Annotated in this window: 20 protein-coding genes; 8 read left to right on the top strand and 12 right to left on the bottom strand. The window is 72.9% G+C overall.

Features of this window, described 5'->3' with window-relative positions:
• The first annotated feature begins 220 nt into the window (after nt 1–220).
• Nucleotides 221–754 carry a 2'-5' RNA ligase family protein gene (locus ACGFQC_RS13150; RefSeq protein WP_363087971.1) on the top strand — a complete coding sequence of 178 codons (534 nt, stop codon included), beginning with the start codon at nt 221–223 and terminating at the stop codon, nt 752–754.
• Nucleotides 755–1368: 614 nt separating this feature from the next.
• On the opposite strand, the gene ACGFQC_RS13145 is transcribed toward ACGFQC_RS13150, so the two are convergent.
• Genes ACGFQC_RS13145 through ACGFQC_RS13135 form a run of 3 tightly spaced genes read right to left on the bottom strand, consistent with a single transcriptional unit; the run spans nt 1369 to nt 3241 of the window.
• Entirely contained in the window at nt 1369–2334 is a 966-nt protein-coding gene (locus ACGFQC_RS13145; protein ID WP_363087972.1) for a pirin family protein, read from the bottom strand.
• Between the two features lie 18 nt (nt 2335–2352).
• Nucleotides 2353–2844 (bottom strand): hypothetical protein, encoded by a 492-nt coding sequence (locus ACGFQC_RS13140; RefSeq protein WP_363087973.1) that lies wholly within the window; start codon nt 2842–2844, stop codon nt 2353–2355.
• Between the two features lies 1 nt (nt 2845).
• Nucleotides 2846–3241, bottom strand: coding sequence for an ATP-binding protein (locus ACGFQC_RS13135; protein ID WP_363087974.1), 396 nt, complete (start codon nt 3239–3241; stop codon nt 2846–2848).
• A gap of 190 nt (nt 3242–3431) precedes the next feature.
• Here ACGFQC_RS13135 and ACGFQC_RS13130 point away from each other — a divergent pair, with 190 nt between their 5' ends.
• Nucleotides 3432–3662, top strand: a complete 231-nt coding sequence (locus tag ACGFQC_RS13130) for a DUF397 domain-containing protein (protein WP_363087975.1) — start codon at nt 3432–3434, stop codon at nt 3660–3662.
• 128 nt (nt 3663–3790) lie between these two features.
• Nucleotides 3791–4711, top strand: coding sequence for a helix-turn-helix domain-containing protein (locus ACGFQC_RS13125; protein ID WP_393288158.1), 921 nt, complete (start codon nt 3791–3793; stop codon nt 4709–4711).
• Between the two features lie 35 nt (nt 4712–4746).
• Here the strand turns inward: ACGFQC_RS13125 and ACGFQC_RS13120 are convergent, their stop codons facing one another.
• Complete coding sequence (locus ACGFQC_RS13120) at nt 4747–5565, bottom strand: SAM-dependent methyltransferase (protein ID WP_363087976.1); 819 nt, start codon at nt 5563–5565, stop codon at nt 4747–4749.
• A gap of 214 nt (nt 5566–5779) precedes the next feature.
• Here ACGFQC_RS13120 and ACGFQC_RS13115 point away from each other — a divergent pair, with 214 nt between their 5' ends.
• From ACGFQC_RS13115 to ACGFQC_RS13105, 3 genes are all read left to right on the top strand, one after another.
• Nucleotides 5780–6490, top strand: a complete 711-nt coding sequence (locus ACGFQC_RS13115) for a helix-turn-helix transcriptional regulator (protein ID WP_363087977.1) — start codon at nt 5780–5782, stop codon at nt 6488–6490.
• A complete protein-coding gene (locus ACGFQC_RS13110) occupies nt 6487–7476 on the top strand; it encodes a pyridoxal-phosphate dependent enzyme (RefSeq protein WP_363087978.1) in 990 nt (329 codons plus the stop codon). The genes ACGFQC_RS13115 and ACGFQC_RS13110 overlap by 4 nt, the downstream gene beginning before the upstream one ends.
• A 207-nt stretch (nt 7477–7683) precedes the next feature.
• Entirely contained in the window at nt 7684–8043 is a 360-nt protein-coding gene (locus tag ACGFQC_RS13105; protein WP_363087979.1) for a cupin domain-containing protein, read from the top strand.
• A gap of 84 nt (nt 8044–8127) precedes the next feature.
• Here ACGFQC_RS13105 and ACGFQC_RS13100 read toward each other — a convergent pair whose 3' ends face one another.
• Nucleotides 8128–9495 (bottom strand): VWA domain-containing protein, encoded by a 1368-nt coding sequence (locus tag ACGFQC_RS13100; protein ID WP_363087980.1) that lies wholly within the window; start codon nt 9493–9495, stop codon nt 8128–8130.
• A complete protein-coding gene (locus ACGFQC_RS13095) occupies nt 9492–10349 on the bottom strand; it encodes a MoxR family ATPase (RefSeq protein ID WP_363087981.1) in 858 nt (285 codons plus the stop codon). The genes ACGFQC_RS13100 and ACGFQC_RS13095 overlap by 4 nt, the downstream gene beginning before the upstream one ends.
• A gap of 157 nt (nt 10350–10506) precedes the next feature.
• Here ACGFQC_RS13095 and ACGFQC_RS13090 point away from each other — a divergent pair, with 157 nt between their 5' ends.
• Nucleotides 10507–11142: a hypothetical protein gene (locus ACGFQC_RS13090; RefSeq protein WP_363087982.1), complete on the top strand. Its 636-nt coding sequence runs from the start codon at nt 10507–10509 to the stop codon at nt 11140–11142.
• Nucleotides 11143–11282: 140 nt separating this feature from the next.
• Nucleotides 11283–12821, top strand: coding sequence for an FAD-dependent oxidoreductase (locus ACGFQC_RS13085; protein ID WP_363087983.1), 1539 nt, complete (start codon nt 11283–11285; stop codon nt 12819–12821).
• 9 nt (nt 12822–12830) lie between these two features.
• On the opposite strand, the gene ACGFQC_RS13080 is transcribed toward ACGFQC_RS13085, so the two are convergent.
• The 6 genes from ACGFQC_RS13080 to rhaI all read right to left on the bottom strand — a co-directional run bounded on the left by ACGFQC_RS13080 (nt 12831) and on the right by rhaI (nt 20905).
• Entirely contained in the window at nt 12831–13547 is a 717-nt protein-coding gene (locus ACGFQC_RS13080) for an LUD domain-containing protein (RefSeq protein ID WP_363087984.1), read from the bottom strand.
• A complete protein-coding gene (locus ACGFQC_RS13075; RefSeq protein WP_363087985.1) occupies nt 13544–15031 on the bottom strand; it encodes a LutB/LldF family L-lactate oxidation iron-sulfur protein in 1488 nt (495 codons plus the stop codon). The genes ACGFQC_RS13080 and ACGFQC_RS13075 overlap by 4 nt, the downstream gene beginning before the upstream one ends.
• On the bottom strand, nt 15028–15783 hold the full coding sequence (locus ACGFQC_RS13070) for a (Fe-S)-binding protein (RefSeq protein WP_363087986.1): 756 nt from the start codon (nt 15781–15783) through the stop codon (nt 15028–15030). Before ACGFQC_RS13070 ends, ACGFQC_RS13075 begins: the two co-directional genes overlap by 4 nt.
• A gap of 110 nt (nt 15784–15893) precedes the next feature.
• Complete coding sequence (locus ACGFQC_RS13065) at nt 15894–17345, bottom strand: rhamnulokinase family protein (protein ID WP_363087987.1); 1452 nt, start codon at nt 17343–17345, stop codon at nt 15894–15896.
• A gap of 5 nt (nt 17346–17350) precedes the next feature.
• Nucleotides 17351–19390, bottom strand: a complete 2040-nt coding sequence (locus ACGFQC_RS13060) for a bifunctional aldolase/short-chain dehydrogenase (RefSeq protein ID WP_363087988.1) — start codon at nt 19388–19390, stop codon at nt 17351–17353.
• 354 nt (nt 19391–19744) lie between these two features.
• Entirely contained in the window at nt 19745–20905 is a 1161-nt protein-coding gene (gene rhaI, locus ACGFQC_RS13055) for an L-rhamnose isomerase (protein WP_363087989.1), read from the bottom strand.
• Nucleotides 20906–21070 lie beyond the last annotated feature (165 nt).

Below are 21070 nucleotides of genomic sequence, written 5' to 3'. Positions count from 1 at the left end.
CCGCGGCGCCGCGGCCGACCGCGGCGCGGGGCGTCCGCGCGGAGGCCGACGGGACCGGAACCGATGACGACGACATGGCGTGTGCCCGCCACCCACGTCGCCCGGCTCAAGGCCACACAGTCCCACGGTCCGCTCGGCGGCGGGCTCCACGGTCCCCGCGCCCGGCTGTGGCCCGGCCGACGGGCGGCGGTTCGCAGGTGATCACCGGTAGGCTGCGGCGGTGCGCACGGTCGAGCTTTTGTTGGACGAGGCGGCGGAGCTGGTGGTCCGGGAGGCCTGGCGGCGGCTGGCGGATGCGGGGCTGCCCAGCCAGGCGCGCCACCGCTCACCGACGAACAGCCCGCACCTGACCCTGGCCGCCTGCCCGGAGCTGACCGCCCCGATCCGCTGGGAGCTCGCCGAGGTGGCCGCCGCCCTGCCGCTGCCGGTGCGCTTCACCGGTTTGGTCCGCTTCGAGCGGCCCACCTCGGTGCTGGCCTGGGCGCTCGACTGCGACTCCGTGCTGGCCGGTCTGCACCGCAGGGTGTGGGAGGCGGTGGCCTCGGACAGCCCGCCCGAGACCCTCAACCCCCTGCACGCACCGGGGCGCTGGAGCCCGCACGTCACCCTCGGCCGGACCCGACGCCCTGGTGCCTTCGCCGGCCGGCGGGTCCCCGAGCTGCTGCCCGCGCCGCCGCTGTCGGCCCGGTTCACCACCCTGCGCAGCTACGACACCGAGACCGGCGCCCTGGAGGTGCTGGAACCCCGCCCCTGAAGACCGTCTCATCCCGCCCGGACGCCGGTGAGCGCCTTCTCCACCTCCGTGCGTAAGGGGAGCCCTCCGCGGTTCAGCGGCTGCCTCCTCCAGACGCCGGATCTCACTCCGCGCGTTGCCGGGCGGCGGTCTGTGCCGACGGGAGCACCCGGAACATGCGCGGATGGAACTCGGCCCGGGATGCCCTGCCGGGCTCCATTCGTACGGTCACCGCATCGGAGGTGCGGTCGACCGGCCGGGCATCGAGAACCACCCTGACGAAGCAGACGAACCGTGCTGTCCGGGGGCGTGCCGCAAGGGGGCGAGGGCGCAGATCCGGGCGGCCGGAGCCTCGACATCGGCTGTCAACGTCACCAGAGCGATGAGGGTCCGTGTCTGGTTCGTAGTGGTGCAGCGGTGACCTCGAGACCGCTGATGACGCGTCAGCGAAGTCGACGTCGGGTCAGCATTCGTTCGGCCGGAGCTGCCCACAGGCACTCACACCCTGGAATCACGGGAGACCGTGCGTGATGCCTCACGGCAATACGGCGAGTGGCCTCCCGCCCGGCCGAGACTGCCGGCCGGGCGGAGACGCGTCAGGCGTCACGCACCACAGCCTCCGGAGTTTCCCCAGGTCAGCGAATTCTTCCGCGAGGTTTCAGCGGCACCGGCGGCAGCTCGGGCGCGGGCAGCGGAGCCCCGTCGTAGCCCTTCACCTCGCCGAAGCGGGTGCCGGTCATCCAGTCCTGGCGGGCCTGTTCGATCTCGGCCTGGGTGCGGCCGACGAAGTTCCACCACATGATCAGCTCTTCGTCGAAGGGCTCGCCGCCGAGCAGCATCACCGCGGCGTCGGACTCGGCGCGCAGGGGCAGTTCGCGGCGGCCGCAGCCGAGGTAGAGCATGGAGCCCGGCAGCACGGGGACACCGTCCACGTGCACCTCGCCGGACATCGCCAGGACGCCGTACTCGAAGTCGGGGACGAGCGGCAGCCGGACGTCGGCGCCACGGGCGAGCGCCAGGTCGGCGCCCACGATCGGGGTGTACGCGGTGCCGGGCGAGGTCGCGCCGTCGAGGTCGCCCAGGATCACGGTCGCGGTGAGGCCGGGGGCCGTGACCGCGGGCAGCGTGGCGTGGTGTTCGAAGTGCGGCTCGGTGTGCCGGTGGGCGTCGGGCAGCGCGACCCAGAGCTGGGCGCCGTGCAGGGAGGGGGCGTGCGACCTGGGACTCTCCTCGGAGTGGCTGATCGCCCGCCCCGAGGTCATCAGGCCCAGTTCGCGGGGGCGGATCGTCTGGAGGCTGCCGGTGGAGTCGCGGTGCAGCACCTCGCCCTCGTGCAGCCAGCTGACGGTCTGGAGACCGATGTGCGGGTGCGGCGGGACCTGCATGCCCGGCTCGTCGGCGATGTCGTCGGGGCCGTAGTGGTCGACGAACGCCCAGGCGCCGATCATGCGCCGGCCGAGGTTCGGCAGCAGCCGGCGTACCTCGGTCGACTCCCCGAGTCGGACGTGCCGGGGACTCAGCAGTTCCCGCACGGGCTCGGCGACGACGAATCCGCGTCCGCCGCACACGCTGGGCACGGGCGAACGGTCAAGGTTGCTCATGGCCCACAACCTAACGCGTCACCGGTCGGTCAGGGCGGCGGCGAGTTCCCTGCTGGCGCGGACGATCTCGTGGTCCGGTTCGTCGAGCAGGTGGCGCAGGACGCCGCGCTGGGCGCGGACGGCGTGGCGCGCGTCGCGCTCCCATTCCACGTACCTCTCGCGGTGGCGCAGCAGCTTGGGGTAGGCGGCTGCGGTGGTCTCCCACTGCCGGGCTTCGGCGATGCTCCTGAGCAGGTGCAGTATCTCGACGCGGCAGCTGACCTGCGGGAGGCGGACGAGTTCCCAGAGGAAGGGCACCGTGGCGGCCGTCGCCTGGCCCACCACGAAGCCGTACTGGCAGATGCGCCGGCGCAGTTGGCCGAGCGCGGGCCCGGCGGCGTCGGCGTCGCCGTGGGCGACGGTGGTCAGCAGGACCGGGATGGCTTCGGCGGACCCGGTCGAGTCGGCCATCTCGGGCCAGGGGACGTCTCCCAGGTCCTCGAGCGGCGTGGATCCCTTGATGGCGGTCATGTCAGGTGTGGGTGCGGGTCGGGAGCATGGCCCAGACGGTCTTGCCCACGGGGGAGCGGCGGGTCCAGCCCCAGTGCTCCGAGAGGGCCTCGATGATGTGCAGTCCCCGGCCGTGCTCCAGCAGGGCGTCTCCGGCGCGTGGGTAGACGGGCAGGTCGTCGCTCGGGTCGGTGACGGCGCACACCAGGTGGGAGGGGCGCAGGGAGAGCCTGAGCCGCACGTCCGCGGCGTCCTCGGAAGGGTCCGGCAGGGCGTGCAGGACGGCGTTGGCCGCGAGTTCGGTGACGACGGTCAGGGCGTCGTCGGCACAGTGCTCCAGGGACCAGCCGTCCAGGGTGCGGTGGGTGAAGTCCCGTGCTGCGGCGAAGCCCTCCCGGCAGCCCGAGAGGTGCAGCACGGCCGTTCTGGGCGAGTCACGGAGGACGGACTCGTGACTCCGGAACTGCGCAGGTGATGGCACGGCATCTCCCTGAGACGACGTCAGTACGGGGCGGCAGAAGTGCGGTTGACGACAGGGCTATTATCCACGCTGACGATGTCCTCGTGCAATTTCACGGGAAATTGCGCGTACTAGCGAGGAGAACGCAGTGTCGTCAGTGCCGAACGGAGTCCGGGCGAGCGCGCTCGGCGCCCGCTGGATCAAGAGCAGTCACAGCAATGCCGAGGGCAACTGTGTCGAGGTGGCCGTCCTGGACGGGGGAGGGATCGCGATGCGCAACTCCCGTGACCCGGAGGGGCCGGCGCTGGTCTACACGCCGGCCGAGGTGGCGGCGTTCGTGGCCGGGGCGAAGGAAGGGGAGTTCGACCACCTGCTGTGACGGTCTCCGGTCACCGCTGCCGGAGCGGCGAGGGCTCAATTCCCCTGCGCCGTGCGGTCGGTGGCCTTCGGATGAGACAATGGAGTCTGTCGTCCGCACATCAGCGCACACCGGAACGGGGAGTCAGGATGTCCGCCGAGTCGCCTCGCGTCTCCCGCCTCGAACCGTATCTGAACCGGTCCGAGCCCGCCCCCACCTTGCTGAAAATGCTGGTCGGCGTACAGCTGGCGGGTATCCGTGAGGGCGCCGGGATGTCCCAGGACCAGGCCGCGCGGGCACTCGGGTTCAGCCCGGCGAAGCTGTCGCGGATAGAGGCGGGCAAGGGGCGCCGTCCTCCCACGGAGACCGACGTCCGCGCGCTCCTGGACCTGTACGGGACGGATGCCTACGAGGCCTCCGTCCTGATCCAGTTGCTGCGGCGGGCGGGGGAGCCGGGCTGGTGGCAGCGGTACGACAAGCGGCTGATGCCCGAGTGGTTCGACCGCCTGGTGGGACTCCAGGAGGCCGCCACCGCCATCCGCACCTTCGAGATCCAGTACGTGCCGGGACTGCTGCAGACCTCGGCGTACACCCGGGCCGTCGTCGAGCGCGGCCTGCCGACGGCGCCCGCCCGCGAGGTGGAGCGCCGGGTGGAGCTGCGCATGCGCCGCACCCAGCTCCTGGAGCGGCCGGACGCGCCGCAACTGTGGGCCGTCGTCGACGAGTCGGTGCTCCTGCGGGTGCTCGGCGGCCGCGAGGTGATGCGGGAGCAGCTCGACCACCTGGTGCGGATGGCCTCGCTGCCCCATGTGACCGTGCAGGTCGTGCCGTTGGACGTCACTCACGCGTCCGCGCCGGCGATCCCGGTGACCTATCTGCGGTTCGGCGGCTCCGACCTGCCCGACGTCGTCTACCTCGAGCAGATCAGGAGCGCCACCTTCCTGGAGGACCAGGACGAGACGGAGGAGTACCGGGTCACGCTGGACCGGCTGGCCGACGAGGCGCTCAATCCGCGGGAGTCCCTCGCGCTCCTGCGCGAGACGGCGGAGACCCGTTACCGGACCCCCTGACCCCGAAGGCCGCGGTCAGGGGGCGGCGGTGCCGGTCAGGGAAGCCGGGCCACGCCGCCGAACTCGATCCACTCCTGTGTCAATTGACGGGGCGTCACCTCGGTGTCCGGCCGCCAGGTGGAGACCTCCACCAGACCGGGGTCGAGGATCTCCAGACCCTCGAACAGCGCTTCCACGTCCTTCTCCGTGCGCACCCGGCCCCAGTGGCCCTGCGTGGCCTGGTCCATGAAGTTCGTGACGAACTCGCGGACCTCCGGGTCCTCGCTGACCAGTTGGCACATCACCAGGAAGCTGCCCGGCGCGAGGCGCTCGGCCACGCGGCGGACCACGGCCGGCGGCCCGTCGTTCTCGCTGTCCGGGATGCAGTGGAAGACCGAGTTGAACAGCACGGCCACCGGCTCCGAGAAGTCGATCAGGCGCTCGGTGTCGGGGTGGGTGAAGATCGCCTCGGTCTCGCGCATGTCGGCGTGTATCACCGCGGTGCGATGGTCCTGCTCCAGCAGGGCCCGGCCGTGGACGAGCACCATCGGGTCGTTGTCGACGTAGATGACGTGCGCGGTCGGGTCGATGCTCTGCGCGACCTGGTGCACGTTGTTCTGCGTGGGCAGACCTGACCCGTGGTCGAGGTACTGCCGTATCCCGTGCTCCTGCGTCAGGGTCCGTACGACCCGCTGCAGGAAACGCCGGTTGTTCAGGGCGAGGGCGCGCGTGCTGGGGACGACCTTGTCGAGTTCCTCGCACGCCGCGCGGTCCGCCGCGTAATTGTCCTTGCCGCCCAGATAGTGGTCGTACATGCGCGCGGCCGTGGGAACCGTGGCATCGATCGACGTGGACAGCTGCTTGCCAGACTGCATCTCATCCCCCAGTGCGGGCCCGCGCCGAGGGCTGGCGCGGTCGGCAACCCATCCTAGGGACACGGCAATTGGCCCTGCCACCCCTTGATCCCCCCGCTTGCCGTGAAGGTGCGGCGGGCCCGAGCGGATTCTGGATTTCCAGTCCAGCACTTGGATCTGTGGTCTAATGTGGGGACGGGGCCAAGAGGACGGAGCGCAGAGGGGAGACCGCACGGTGGACGAGGACTCCCGGGCCGCACACGCCCGCGATGCCGAACGGGACGCCGTCCTGCGCGCCCTGGTGCCCGTCGTGGGCGGCGTCGCTGCCACCTTCGGCCCGGTGTGCGAGGTGGTGCTGCACGACTACCGGCGTCCGGAGAGCTCCGTGGTCGCCGTCGCCGGGGAGGTGACCGGGCGGACCGTCGGCGGCGCGATGAGCGAGATCGGCCTGCGCGTCCTCGCCCGCGGTGACGACGCCGACGACGAACTGAACTACGTCACCCGTACCGCCGGCGGCCGGACGGTGAAGTCCTCGACGATGGTGCTGCGCGACTCCGCCGGCACGGTGTTCGGCGCCCTGTGCGTCAACGTGGACGTCACGGAGGTCGGCCGCGTGCAGACCCTCCTCGCCGCACTGGCCGGGGCCGCCGGCCCGTCCGTGGACGCACCCCTGACCACCTTCGGCGACGACATCGACTCCGTCGTCGACACCCTCCTCGACACCCACCTGCCGCGCGACCGGACCTGGGCCGGCCTGGACAGGCCCCGGCGCCTGGCTCTCTTCCGCGCCCTGGACGAACGCGGCGTCTTCGCCGTGCGCAGGGCGATCGAGCAGGTCGCCGCACGCCTCGGCATCTCCCGCGCCTCCGCCTACAGCTACCTGTCCCAGGCCCGGACGGCCACCGGGCCCGGACCCCGTCCCACCTCCGAGGGAGCCCGCCCGTGACCACCGCACCCCCACCGATCACCCTGGACGACGTCCGCGACGCGGCCGCCCGCCTGAAGGGCGTCGCCCACCGCACCCCCGTCCTGCGCTCCCGCACCCTCGACGCGCTCGTCGGCTCCGAAGTCCTCCTGAAGTGCGAGAACTTCCAGCGGGTCGGCGCCTTCAAGTTCCGCGGCGCCTACAACGCCGCCTCCCGGCTCACCCCCGCGCAGCTCGCGCGCGGCATCGCCGCCTACTCCTCCGGCAACCACGCCCAGGCCGTCGCCCTCGCCGCCCGGGAACTGGGCGCCACCGCGGTGATCGTCATGCCCGACGACGCCCCGCGCTCCAAGAGGAAGGCGACCGAGGAGTACGGCGCCGAGATCGTGACCTACGACCGTTACGGCGGCGACCGGGTGGCCATCGCCGAGGCCCTGGCCGCCGAACGGGGTCTGACCGTCATCCCGCCTTACGAGCACCCGCACGTCATGGCGGGACAGGGCACCGCGGCCCTCGAACTCTTCGAGGAGGTAGGCGAGTTGGGAGCGCTGCTGGCGCCGGTCGGCGGCGGCGGACTCGTCGCGGGCAGTGCCACGGCGGCCAAGGCGCTGTACGAGGGCATCCGGATCGTCGGCGTCGAGCCGGAGGCGGGCGACGACACCAGACGGTCGCTGGCGGCGGGGCGGCGCGTCGAGATCCCGGTGCCGCGCACCATCGCCGACGGCCAGGCCCTGCACACGCCCGGTGAGCTCACCTTCTCGGTGAACCGGCGGCTCGTCGACGAGATCGCGCTGGTCTCCGACGACGAGATCCGCGCGGCCATGCGGTTCGCCTTCGAACGCCTGAAGATCGTGGTCGAGCCGAGCGGCGCCACCCCGCTGGCCGCCCTGCTCTCCGGCCGGACCGGACCCCTGCCGGACCGGGTCGGGGTGATCGTCTCGGGCGGCAACATCGACGCCGGACGCTTCGCGCGGCTCTGCGGCGAAGACGTGCGGGACGGCGCCTGAGGAAGATCCACGAGGACGTCCACGGACGCCGGAGGACGCCGGAGGACGCCGGAGAACGCTGGGGAACGCCGGAGTCACCCGAATGGCGGCTCCCAGGTCGCGGGCGGAGGATGAACGTGTGGGGACCGGCCCCCACCGGTGACGTCCAGTGCCGCCGGGGAGCCCGTCCCCGGCCGCGGTCGAGCGCGGCCGGAAGGGAGGAGCGTCATGCTGGAAGTGAAGACGCTCGACAAGCCGGACGAGCGACGCGATTTCCCGCGGGGGCATCTCGAAGCCGTCCACATGACGGGCCTGGACTTCGCCGTGGCGACCTTCGAGCCAGGCTGGCGCTGGTCCGAGTCGGTGGCATCGCTCGCCGGAACCGAGAGCTGCCAGGTGCACCACAACGGCTACGTCGTCCAGGGCCGCATGCGCATCCGTATGGACGACGGAGCCGAGAGCGAGGTGGGCCCCGGTGACGTGTTCGTCTGCTCGCCCGGCCACGACGCCTGGGTGGTCGGCGACGAGCAGGTGGTGGCGTACGACTTCGCCGGGCAGATGGCCCAGGAGTACGCGAAGGCCGACTGAGACCGGCCCGGTCGGACCGGCAGCCGTTACCGGCAGTCGGACCGGGATTCAAACCGGCAGTCGAACCGGCAGTCGAGCCGGGAGTCAGACCGGGAGGATGCGGCTGACCAGCGCGCCGAGCTGGCGGGCGGTGCGGCACTCGTGCATCGCGACCAGCTCGGCGTAGTCCGGGGCGGCAGAGTCTCCCGTACCCCACTGCGCACGCGGCTCCGGATTCAGCCAGTGCACCCGGCGCGCCCGCGCCACGATCCGCCGTACGGCGGGCAGGTTCGGGTCGCTCATGTTCGTGCGGGCGTCGCCGAGCACGAAGACCGTCGTGCGGGGCCCGACCGCCGCTCCGTACCGCTCTGCGAACTCGCCCAGGGCGACGCCGTAGTCGCTGCTGCCGTGCCAGCCGGTCAGTGTCGCCTCCGCGCGGATGCGGGCACCGAGGCCCTCCGGGTCGGCCGCGCCGTGCCGGAGCAGGCCGGTGACCTCGTCGACGCGGTTGACGAAGGCGAACACCCGCACCTTGCCGAACTGGTCGTGCAGCGCCTGCACCAGCAGCATCGTGAAGTCGGAGAACCCCGACACCGAGCCCGACACATCGCACAGCAGCACCAGTTCGGGCCGGGCCGGGCGCCGGCGCCGCAGCACCGGACGCATCGGCACCCCGCCCGTCGACAGCGAGCCGCGCAGCGTGCGCCGCAGATCGATCGAACCGCGCGCGGCCCGGCGTCGGCGCGCCGCCAGCCGGGTGGCCAGCTTGCGTGCCAACGGGTGCACGGTGCGCCGCAGTTCCGCCAGCCGGTCACGGTCCGCGTACAGGAAGTCGACCCGGTCCGCGGTCGGGGCCACCGCCCGCCGGGCGATCTCGTCCCGGCCCCGGCGCTCGGTCACCCGCCGCCGCGCCTCCGCGGCGACCAGCGCCCGGAAGGCCTCGATCCGCCGCCGGACCTCGTCCTCCAGCAGCCGGTCGGTGAACCCGGCACCACCGCCCCGCCGCCGCACCTCGTCCCGGACCCGGGCCAACAGCGTCTGCGGGCGCAGACGTTCCAGAGTCTGGTACGCCGACCAGCCGTCCGACCCCGGCGAACTCCCGTACCCGCCGAGGCCGTCGACGGCCTCGATCGCCAACCGGGCGGTCAGGGCCGCGTCGTCGTCGGCGAGGGCGGCCGCGAGCCGGTCCCGCAGGTCGTCCCGGTCGGCGGGTGGCACGGCCCCGGGCACACCGACGCCGACGCCGTACGGGAAGTAGAGGTCGAAGACCGCGTCGAAAACCCGCCGTTGGTCCGCGGAGCGCAGCAGCGTCGCGGCCAGTCCCTCACGCAGCAGTGCTCGGTCGGTGAAGCCCAGGACGGCCGCCGCCCGCGCCGCGTCCACCGTCTCGCCGGTGCCGACCCGCACCCCGTGCGCGCGCAACGCGGCGACCAGGCCCGTCAGCCTCCCCGCCGCCTCCGTCCCGCCGGTCACACGGCGTCCAGGTCGAGTTTCGCGGCCGCCTTGAGGACGTCGTCCTGGTGCTTGAGGATCACGCCGAGCGTGTCGCGCACCAGGTCCGCGTCGAGTGCGCCGGCGCCCAGCGCGAGCAGGGTGCGCGCCCAGTCGATCGTCTCCGCGACCGAGGGCACCTTCCGCAGGTCCATCGCGCGCAGCGCACCCACCACCCGGACGACCGACTCCGCCAGCGCCGCGTCGACGCCCGGCACCTTCAGCCGCACGATCCGCCGCTCCAGCTCCTCCTCGGGGAAACCGATGTGCAGGAACAGGCAGCGGCGGCGCAGCGCCTCCGACAGCTCACGGCTCGCGTTCGAGGTGAGGACCACGAAGGGGCGGCGGGTCGCCGTGATCGTGCCCAGCTCGGGGACGGTGACCTGGAAGTCACTGAGCACCTCCAGGAGCAGGCCCTCCACCTCGACGTCGGCCTTGTCGGTCTCGTCGATCAGCAGCACCGTCGGCTCGTCGCCGCGGATCGCGGTGAGCAGCGGACGGGGGAGGAGGAACTCCTCGCTGAAGATGTCCGTGCGGGCCTCGTCCCACGTCTCGCCGCGCCCCGCGCTGATGCGCAGCAACTGCTTGGCGTGGTTCCACTCGTACAGCGCCCGCGACTCGTCGACCCCCTCGTAGCACTGCAGGCGCACCAGCCGGGCCCCGGCCACCTCGGCGACGGCCTTGGCGAGTTCCGTCTTGCCGACCCCGGCCGGCCCCTCCACGAGGAGCGGCTTGCCGAGCCGGTCGGCGAGGAAGACGGTGGTGGCGACGGACGGCGAGGCCAGATAGCCGGTCCCGGCGAGGCGGGCGGAGACATCGTCGACGGACGTGAACAACGGGGCCTCCGGCGGTCGGGTGCGGGCGGAGCGAGGTCCGGGCACTATCTAAGCGCTTGTTCAGCGCGCTTGTCACCCGGTCCGCACCGCTCGTCGTCCGGTCCGTGTCGCTCGTCGTCCGGTCCGCGTTGTCAGTGGCCCCCGGTAGTTTGCGCTCATGGGCGTCTACCTGGTGAGCATCGACGAGCGGGAATGGTTCAGCGAGCACGACGAGGACGGCGAGCACGACGAGCGCGATGAGGACGATGAGTCGGGCGGACGCGGTGCCCTCGCCTCGGCGTTCGACGACGAGCTGCGGCGACGCGGACTGCCGCCCTACCGGCCGGGGTCCGGGCCGGTGGCCGGGCGCGGCCGGGGCGCGGGCGGCTGGTTCGAGGAGAAGGCCGCCCCGCCCATGACGGGCTTCGACGCGCTCTGCCGGGACCGGCTGACGGAGGCCGAGCGCGACGCCCTCTACGGCTGGACCGTCCTGGTGCCCCTGTCCCTGGAGGAGCCGATCACGCTGCCGTTCGGCTCCGCCCACACCGACGAGACGGTGATCGCCGGCGCCCCGCAAGCCCTCGCGGCCGGCGAGCGGCTGGCCGGGATCCTCGGCCTGCCCCTCGACGCGATACCGGCGACGGGCGCCAACCTCGAGCTGAGCCTGTGGTTCATGGCGGACGGGGCACGCACGACCGCCGCCGCGAGACCGGGCCCGTGGGCCGATGACCTCGACACCGCCTTCTACGCGGCGGTGTACCTGCGCGCCGCACAGTACGCCCTGCGGCACGGCTGCCCGATCACCTACAGCTGACCCGCGCCGGTCACCGCCGGAACGCGGTCACGCGGTCACGCGGTCACGCGGCCGCGCGGTCACGCGGCCGCGCGGCCGCGGCCATGCGCCGCCGTGCCCGCCCACCGTGTGACCCGCCCCGCCGCGGGCACTCGGGGCCCATGAAACAGCAGGCGGACATGCACGGGTCGTACTGGATGCACACCGTCCCGCCCGGTGATCCGGCACCCCCGCCCCGGGGGCCGCTCACCGTCGACGTGGCCGTGGTCGGCGCGGGCATCGCGGGGCTCAGCACGGCCCTGGAACTGGCCAGGCGCGGCCGCTCGGTCGCCGTCCTGGAGGCGGACCGGATCGCGGCCGGCGTCACCGGCCACACCACGGCCAAGCTGAGCGCCCAGCACACCCTCGTCTACGACCACCTGCGGCGCACCCGCGGCCCCGAGGGAGCCCGGCTGTACGCCCGCTCCCAGTCGGACGCCGTCCGGCACGCCGCGGCGGTCGCCGAGGAACTGGGCGTCGACTGCGAATGGGAGGACACGGCCTCCTACACCTACGCGCAGGACCCCGCCCGCACCGACCAGCTGAAGGCCGAGGCGGAAGCCGCCGCGGAGGCGGGGCTGCCCGCCGAGTACGTGACGGAGACCGAACTGCCGTTCCCGGTCGCGGGCGCCGTCCGGGTCGCGGACCAGGCGCAGTTCCACCCCCGCAAGTACCTCCTGGCCGTCGCCGACGCCATCCGTCGCCTCGGCGGCACCCTCCACGAGCACAGCCGCGTCACCGGCCTGAACGAGGGCGACCCCTGCGAGCTGACCGTGGAGTCCCCGCAGTCCGTGACGAAGGTGACCGCCCACGCCGTCGTCGTCGCCACCCACTACCCCGTCTTCGACCGCGCGCTCCTGTTCACCCGGCTCTCCCCGCGCCGCGAACTGGTTCTGGCCGCGCCGGTCGACGCCGGCCGCGCGTCGCGCGGCATGTACATCACCCCCGAGCTGGGCACCCGTTCCGTGCGCACCGCGCCTCTGCCCGACGGCCGGCGGCTCCTCGTCGTGACCGGTGAGCACTTCACCCCCGGCGCGGGCGGTGACGTCGAGGAACGGTTCGACAAGCTGGCCGGCTGGGCCACCGAGCACTTCGGCGACCTGACCTTCACCCATCGCTGGGCCACCCAGGACAACGACTCCACCGACTCCGTCCCGCTGGTCGGCCCCCTGCACCCCGGCAGCCGGAACGTGTACGTGGCCACCGGCTTCGGTGGCTGGGGCATGAGCGGCGGCATCATGGCGGGCCGGCTGCTCAGCGACCGGATCACCGGGCACGACTGTCCCTGGAGCGACCTCTACGACCCGCGCCGCATCGCCTCCGTCGTCCGCGAGGGCGCCACCTTCCTCAAGCACCAGGCCGAGGTGGCCCGCCACTTCGTGGGGGACCGGCTGCCGACGGGGACCGGTTCGACGGTGGACGGGATCGCCCCCGGCGACGGCGCGGTCGTGCGCGTCGCCGGGGAACGCCGCGCCGTCCACCGCGACGAGGCCGGACAGCTGCACGCCGTCTCCGCGCGCTGCACCCACCTGGGTTGCCTGGTGGCCTTCAACCGGGCGGAACGGGCCTGGGAGTGCCCCTGCCACGGCTCCCGCTTCGACGTGGACGGCAAGGTCATCCAGGGACCGGCCCAACAGCCTTTGGAGCGCAAGGAGTTGTAAGGCGGCCGCTCAGGGCCTCTCGTCTGGATCACGCCGGGCTCGCGGGGGCCGGCCTGATCCAGACGAAAGACCCTGGCCGACCAGGATCACCTCCAGGGTACGCGGGCCGTGCACGCCCTCCACCCGGTCGAGTTCGATGTCGCTGGTCGCCGAGGGGCCGGAGATCCACGTCAACGGGCGTGCCGGGTCGAGTCGTTCGAGCGCCTGCGGGACGGAGGAGACGACCTGGTCGGGGACGCGCACGACGCAGACGTGGTGGTCGGGGACGAGGGTGACGCGACGGCGGCCCTGGTCGGGCGAGCCGTCCAGGACGATCGTGCCGGTCTCGGCCACCGCCACCGCGCACGCCGTGACCACACTGTCGATCCGGTCGAGTTCGTGCGGCGTGCTCGCGGCGGTGTCCGGGAGCCGCTCGGCACCGGTGGCCGCGAGCCAGCGGGTGTCCAGACCCGGCGGCACGAGCACCGTCCTCGCGCCCCGCGCCGCCAGCGTTCCCGCGATCGTCGCCGGCAGGTCCTCCTCGGTGCAGCGGTGCACGACCGCCCGGTAGTCCGCCAGGTTCTCCGCGAGCAGCTCCACCGTCTCCGCGACGCTCCGCCCGCCGTGCTCGCGCAGGTAGTCCCGCGCGACGGCGTCCTCGTACGGGGGATCGTCCCGCGGGACGTCGGCCAGCGCGCGCCGCACCCGGCCCAGAATCCGTTCCCTGCTGCTCGTTCCGCCGCTCACTTCGCGGCCCCCTTGTCGTCGTTCCCGCCGTGCGTGCGCTGCCACCAGTCGCGGAAGGGCTCCGCCGGCACGGCCGGGAGGTCCCGGGTGCCGCTCCACGCCTTGCCGGGGCCCGGCAGCGAGCGCGGATGCAGTCGGCGGGTGCGGGAGGCGAGCCGCTGGCCGGTGCGCAGGGCGCCGGGGTGGCTGAACGCCCAGCGGGCCGCCCGCATCGCCGCCCGCTCGGCGGCGTGTCCCTTGGCCGGCTTCAGCACCGCCTTGTTGCCCTCCCGCGTCACCGGCCCGCCCTGGACGACCCGTTCCCGCAGGTGCACCAGCACCTCGGGGATGTCGATGGCGACCGGGCAGACCTCGTAGCAGGCGCCGCACAGTGAGGAGGCGTACGGCAGCGAGGCGTCGATCTCGCTCTGGGTGCCCCGGAGTTGAGGGCTGAGGATGGCGCCGATGGGCCCCGGGTAGACCGAACCGTAGGCATGCCCGCCCGCCCGCTCGTAGACGGGGCAGACGTTGAGGCAGGCCGAGCAGCGGATGCAGCGCAGGGCCTGGCGACCGACCTCGTCGGCGAGGGTGTCGGTGCGGCCGTTGTCGAGGAGGACCAGGTGGAAGGTCCGCGGGCCGTCGCCGTCGGTGGTGCCCGTCCACGTCGAGGTGTAGGGGTTCATGCGCTCGGCGGTGGAGGAGCGGGGGAGGGTCTGGAGGAAGACCTCCAGGTCACGCCACGACGGCACGATCTTCTCGATGCCGACCACCGAGATCAGCGTCTCGGGGAGGGTGAGGCACATCCGCCCGTTGCCCTCGGACTCGACGACCACCAGGGTGCCGGTCTCGGCGACCATGAAGTTGGCGCCGGAGACGCCCACCTTGGCCCGCAGGAACTTCTCGCGCAGGTGCAGCCGGGCCGCCTCGGCGAGCTCGGCCGGCGTGTCCGTCAGCCCCTCGGGCGCCGCACGCCCCCACTCGCCCATCTCGCGGGCGAAGATGTCGCGGATCTCCCCGCGGTTGCGGTGGATCGCGGGGACGAGGATGTGCGAGGGCCGGTCCTTGCCCAACTGCACGATCAGCTCGGCGAGATCGGTCTCGTAGGCGCGGATGCCCTCGGCCTCCAGGGCCTCGTTGAGCCCGATCTCCTGCGTGGCCATGGACTTGACCTTCACGACCTCCGACTCGCCGGTCTCCTTGACCAGCCGGGTGACGATCCGGTTGGCCTCGTCGGCGTCGGCCGCCCAGTGGACGGTGCCGCCCGCCGCCGTCACGGACTCCTCCAACTGCTCCAGGTAGCGGTCGAGGTGACGGAGCGTGTGGTCCTTGATCCGCTTGCCGGCCTCCCGCAGCGCGGCCCAGTCGGACACCTCGGCGACCGCCGCCGCGCGCTTGGCGCGGATGGTGTGCGTGGCGTGCCGCAGATTGCCGCGCAGCGTCGTGTTGCCGACCGCCTCGTGGGCGGCCTTCGGGAACGCCGGCATCCCGAGATACGTCCCGCTCATACGGCCGGTTCCTCCTCCGTGCTCGCCAGGATCTCCGCGATGTGCACCGGCCGCAGACCGGACCGGAGCCGGGTCATCGTGCCGCCGATGTGCATCAGGCACGAGTTGTCGGCCGCGCACAGCACCTCGGCGCCCGTCGACTCGGCGTTGCGCACCTTGTCCGTGCCCATCGCCGCGGAGACGTCGGCGTTCTTCAGCGCGAAGGTCCCGCCGAAACCGCAGCACTCCTCGGCGCCGGGCAGCTCGACCAGCTCCAGCCCCTTCACCGCCTCCAGCAGCCGCCGGGGCCGCTCCCCGAGACCGAGACCGCGCAGCCCGTGACAGGTCGGGTGGTAGGTCACGGTGTGCGGGTAGTACGCCCCGACGTCCGTCACGCCGAGCACGTCGAGGAGGAACTCGGTCAGCTCGTACGTCTTCGGCACCACCGGCGCCAGGGTCGCGGCGAGGGTGTCGCCGCGGCCCTCGGCCCGCGCCCGCTCACCCATCCGCGGGTACAGCTCGCGCACCATCGCCCCGCACGACCCCGACGGCGTCACGATCGCCTCGTACCCCCCGAAGACGTCGGAGAAGTGGCGGGCGAGGGGTTCGGCCTCGTGGCGGTAGCCGGTGTTGTAGTGGGCCTGGCCGCAGCAGGTCTGGGCCATCGGGAAGTCGACCTCGACGCCCAGTCTGGTCAGGAGTTTCACCACGGCGCGGCCGGTGTCGGGATACAGCGTGTCGTTGACACAGGTCAGGAACAGTGCGACACGCATCGCGGCTCCTAGGGGTCGATCATCGGATGGGTGCAGGGTAGTCCGGTGGCCGGACCGGGGCCGGGCCGCGGCTCACGCGTGGCGAGCCCGGACCGGGGGCCGGCCCCGGCTCACCGCGGGGCGAGCCGGGCCTGCGCGTCCCGCCAGCGGCCGGTGCCGCCTCGCGGTTCGTAGCGCGTCAGGTGCTGGGTTCTGACGAGCAGCCCGCGCATGTCCTGCCGGTCGCCGACCAGCCCGTGCGCCCTGGCCTGGACGAGGACGTTGCCGAGCGCGGCGGCCTCCGTCGGACCGGCCACCACCGGCAGCCCGCAGGCGTCGGCGGTGAGCTGGCACAGCAGCGCGTTGCGGGTGCCGCCGCCGACGATGTGCACGACGTCGACGGGGTGGCCGGCCAGCCGCTGGGCGTCCTCGACCGCCCGCCGGTGGGCGAGGGCGAGGGAGTCCAGGATGCAGCGGGTGACCTCGGCGGGGGTGACCGGCACCGGCTGCCCGGAGGCGCGGCACGCCTCGGCGATCCGCTCCGGCATCCGGCCCGGCGCGAGGAACGCGGCGTCCCCCGCGTCCACCACCGACCGCAGCGCCGGCACCTCGGCGGCGTCGCGCAGCAGCCCGCTCAGATTCGGGTCGCCCCAGGCCCGTACGCACTCCTGGAGCAGCCACAGCCCCATGATGTTGCGCAGGTAGCGGACCGTGCCGTCCAGTCCCAGCTCGTTGGTGAAGTTGGCGGCGCGGCTGTCCTCGGTGAGCACGGGTGCGTCGAGCTCCAGGCCGGCCAGGGACCAGGTGCCCGTGCAGATGTAGGCGAAGCGCTCGCCCGTGGCCGGCACGGCGGCCACCGCGGACGCCGTGTCGTGCGATCCGACGGCCGTCACCGGCACGGGCCCGGTCAGGCCGGTCTCCTCCAGCACCTCCGCCCGCAGCACGCCCGCCGCGTCCCCGGGCCGCCGCAGCGGCGCGAACAGGGAGAGGTCGATGCCCAGCCGCGCGGCGAGGTCGTACGCCCAGTCGCCGGTCCGGGGATCGACGAGTTGGGTGGTGGAGGCGTTGGTCAGCTCGGTGCCCTGCTCGCCGGTCAGCCAGTACGACAGCAGGTCGGGGATCATCAGCAGCCTGCTCGCACAGGCCAGCTGACGGCTCCCGCGGGCCGCCGTGAGCTGGTACAGCGTGTTGAACGGCGCGTACTGCAGTCCGGTCGCCGCGTACAGCTCGGCGGCCGGGACGCTCGCCCACACCTTCTCCGGGACGCCCTCGGTGCGGGTGTCGCGGTAGTGCACCGGGTTGCCCAGCAGGGCCCCGTCGGCGTCGAGCAGACCGTAGTCCACGGCCCAGCTGTCGATGCCGACGGAGTCGAGCCGGCCCCCCGTCGCCGTGTCGGCGGCCCGCAGCCCCTCCAGCACCCCGGCGTACAGCCCGAGCACGTCCCAGCGCAGGCCTTCCGGCACGCGCACGGGGCGGTTGGGGAAACGGTGCGCCTCGGTCAGCTCCAGCGTGTCCGGGCCGACGCGGCCGACCATCACGCGCCCGCTGGAGGCGCCGAGGTCGACCGCGGCGTACGACTGCACGGCCGTCACCGGAGGAAGGCGGCCGCCACACCCGCGTCGACGGGGATGTGCAGACCGGTGGTGTGGGTGAGTTCGCCGCCGGTGAGCGCGAAGACGGCGTTCGCCACGTGCTCGGGCAGCACCTCCCGCTTGAGGATGGTGCGCTGCGCGTAGAACTCGCCCAGCTTCTCCTCCTCCACCCCGTACACGGCCGCGCGCTTGGCGCCCCAGCCGCCCGCGAAGATGCCCGAGCCGCGCACCACGCCGTCGGGGTTGACGCCGTTGACGCGGATCCCGTGCTCGCCCAGCTCGGCGGCCAGCAGCCGCACCTGGTGGGCCTGGTCGGCCTTGGTCGCGGAGTAGGCGATGTTGTTCGGGCCGGCGAAGACGGCGTTCTTCGACGCGATGTAGACGATGTCGCCGCCCAGTTCCTGCGCGGTCATCACGCGGGCCGCCTCGCGCGAGACGAGGAAGGAACCGCGGGCCATGATGTCGTGCTGGAGGTCCCAGTCCTTCGCGGAGGTCTCCAGCAGCGGCTTGGAGATGGAGATGCCGGCGTTGTTGACCACCAGGTCGACCCCGCCGAAGGCGAGCACCGCGGCCCGGAAGGCGTCGGCGATCTGCTCCTCGGAGGTCACGTCGACGGTCACGGCTACGGCCTTGTCCGGTCCGCCCAGCTCCTCGGCGACGGCGGCCGCGTTGTCCCCGTTCAGATCGGCGACGACGACACACGCGCCCTCGGCGACCAGCCGGTGCGCGATCGCCCGGCCGATGCCGCTGCCCGCGCCCGTCACCAGCGCCACCCGGGTGGCCAGCGCCTTCGGCTTCGGCATCCGCTGGAGCTTGGCCTCCTCCAGGGCCCAGTACTCGATGCGGAACTTCTCCGACTCCTCGATCGGCGCGTACGTCGACACCGACTCGGCGCCGCGCATCACGTTGATCGCGTTGACGTAGAACTCGCCGGCCACCCGGGCGGTCTGCTTGTCCTTGCCGAAGGAGAACATGCCCACTCCGGGGACGAGCACGATCGCCGGGTCGGCGCCGCGCATCGCGGGGGAGTCGGGTGCGGCGTGCCGCCGGTAGTAGGCGGCGTACTCCTCGCGGTAGGCGGCGTGCAGCTCCTTCAGCCGCGCGATCGCCTCGTCGAGCGGCGCGGCGGGCGGCAGGTCGAGGACCAGCGGGCGGACCTTGGTGCGCAGGAAGTGGTCCGGGCAGGAGGTGCCGAGGGCGGCGAGGCGCGGGTGCTCGGCGCGGGCGGTGAAGTCGAGGACGACCTCGGAGTCGGTGAAGTGCCCGACCTGCGGCCGGTCCTGGGAGGCGATCGCCCGGACGTACGGCGCGAGGGCGGCGGCCCGCTCGCGGCGCTCGTCCTCGGGCAGCGCCCCGTAGCCGTCGAGCACCGGGCCGAAGGGCTCCGCCTTGCCGCGCTCCTCGAGGAAGGTCTCGGCGGTGCGGATGATGTGGAGCGAGTTGCGCTCGCACTCCTCGGCGGTGTCGCCCCAGGCGGTGATGCCGTGGCCGCCGAGCACGCAGCCGACGGCCTGCGGGTTGGCCTTCTTCACCGCCGCGATGTCCAGGCCGAGCTGGAAGCCGGGGCGGCGCCAGGGCACCCAGACGACCGTGTCGCCGAAGCACTCGGCGGTCAGCTTCTCCCCGTCGGCGGCGCAGGCGAGCGCGATGCCCGAGTCGGGGTGCAGGTGGTCGACGTGGGCGGCGTCCACGAGACCGTGCATGGCGGTGTCGATGGACGGGGCCGCGCCGCCCCTGCCGTGCAGGCAGTAGTCGAACGCGGCGACCATCTCGTCCTCGCGCTCGACGCCCGGGTAGACGTCGACGAGCCCCCGCAGCCGGTCCAGCCGCAGCACGGCCAGTCCCGCCTCGGTGAGGGTCCCGAGGTCCCCACCGGACCCCTTCACCCACATCAGCTCGACGTCGCCACCGGTGACGGGGTCGGTGTCGGTGCCCTTGGCGGAGGTGTTCCCGCCGGCGTAGTTGGTGTTGCGGGGGTCAGCGCCGAGCCGGTGCGACCGGGCGAGGAGTGCGGCGGCTTCGGGATGCGGTGCCATGAACTTCCAGTCCTTACGTGAGAGAGGTGAGTGCGGTTCTTCCAGGGACGCGGGGCCGTGCCCGGGGGGCCGTGCCGAGGTGCGGCCCGCCCACGCGGGCGCGACCGGTCACGGCGACCCGCGGCCCGCGTGTGGCGACGGCGACCCGCGGCCCGCGAGCGGCGGGGACGACGGCCGGCGCCCCGCGAGCGGCGGACCCCCGGACGGTCGGCCGCGGCGCCCGGGACCCGCACGCGGCGGGAACGACGGTCGGTGCACCGCACGCGGCGAGGACGACGCCCCGGTCCGGGAGCGGCGGATGCGCGGTCGGCCGCGGCGCCCGCGGCCCGCGACCAGCGGGAACGCGGCCCGCGCTCACGCGCCCCAGCCGGCCTGCTCCCCACCGACCCGCTCGGCGACGATCTTCTCGGCCCACCCGCTCGCGCGGTACGCGGCGACGGGGTCGGGGTCCAGCCCCATCTCCTCCCGCACCTCGCGCAGCAGCGGCCGCACATCGGTGTTGTACGCGTCCATCAGCACCGCGTTCGCCTCCAGGACGTCCCCGGAGGCCTGCGCGGCGGCCAGCGCCGACCGGTCGACCAGCAGGGCCTTCGCCGTGGCCTCCTGGACGTTCATCACGGACCGGATGATCGCCGGGATCTTCGCCTCGATGTTGTGGCACTGGTCGAGCATGAACGCCACCTCGGAGCCGAAGCCCCCGCCGCGGACGACCTCGTACATGATCCGGAACAGCTGGAACGGGTCGGCCGACCCCACCATCAGGTCGTCGTCGGCGTAGAACCGCGAGTTGAAGTCGAACCCGCCGAGCCTGCCCTCGCGCAGCAGCGTGGCCACGATGAACTCGATGTTGGTGCCCGGCGCGTGGTGACCGGTGTCGACCACGACCTGGGCCTTCGGGCCGAGCTTGAGGCAGTGGGCGTACGCGGTGCCCCAGTCCGGCACGTCGGTCGAGTAGAACGCCGGCTCGAAGAACTTGTACTCCAGCAGCATCCGCTGCCCGTCCCCGAGGCGCCCGTAGACCTCGGCCAGCGCCTCGGCCAGCCGGTCCTGACGGGCCCGCAGGTCGTCCTGGCCGGGGTAGTTCGTGCCGTCGGCGAACCACAGCTTGAGATCGGCGGAGCCGGTCGCGTCCATGATGTCGACGCACTCGAGGAGGTGGTCGACGGCCTTGCGCCGGACCGAGGCCTCCGGGTGGCAGACGCTGCCCAGCCTGTAGGCGTCGTCCTGGAAGGTGTTGGAGTTGATCGTCCCCAGCTTCACCCCCCGGTCCTCGGCGTGTTTCGCAAGTGCGGAGTAGTCCTCCACCTTGTCCCAGGGGATGTGCAGGGCCACGGTCGGGGCGACGCCGGTGAACTCGTGCACCTTCGCCGCGTCGTCGAGCTTCTCCCGCGGGTCGCGGGGCACGCCCTCCTGGGCGAACACCTTGAAGCGGGTCCCCGAGTTCCCGTACGCCCACGACGGCGTCTCTACGGCCTGGGTCTTCAGCGCGGCCTTCACCGCGGCGAGGTCGGTCACTCAGTGCTCCTGTGACATCGGTCCGGAAAGACATCCTGCTCGGCTTCCGGAAAGGCTTCCGGGTGAAACGATTCAGAACGGGAAGCTATGAGGCTGCCGGAGGTGTGTCAACCCCTCTGCTCAGGCCGGGGCTCCGTGACCGTTGCGTGACCTTCGGCTATCGAA

It is taken from the genome of Streptomyces sp. NPDC048734 (genome assembly GCF_043198675.1).
Classification (GTDB): Bacteria; Actinomycetota; Actinomycetes; order Streptomycetales; family Streptomycetaceae; genus Streptomyces.
The sequence above is the reverse complement of the archived record's forward strand: the minus strand, read 5'-3'. Positions and strand labels throughout refer to the sequence as shown.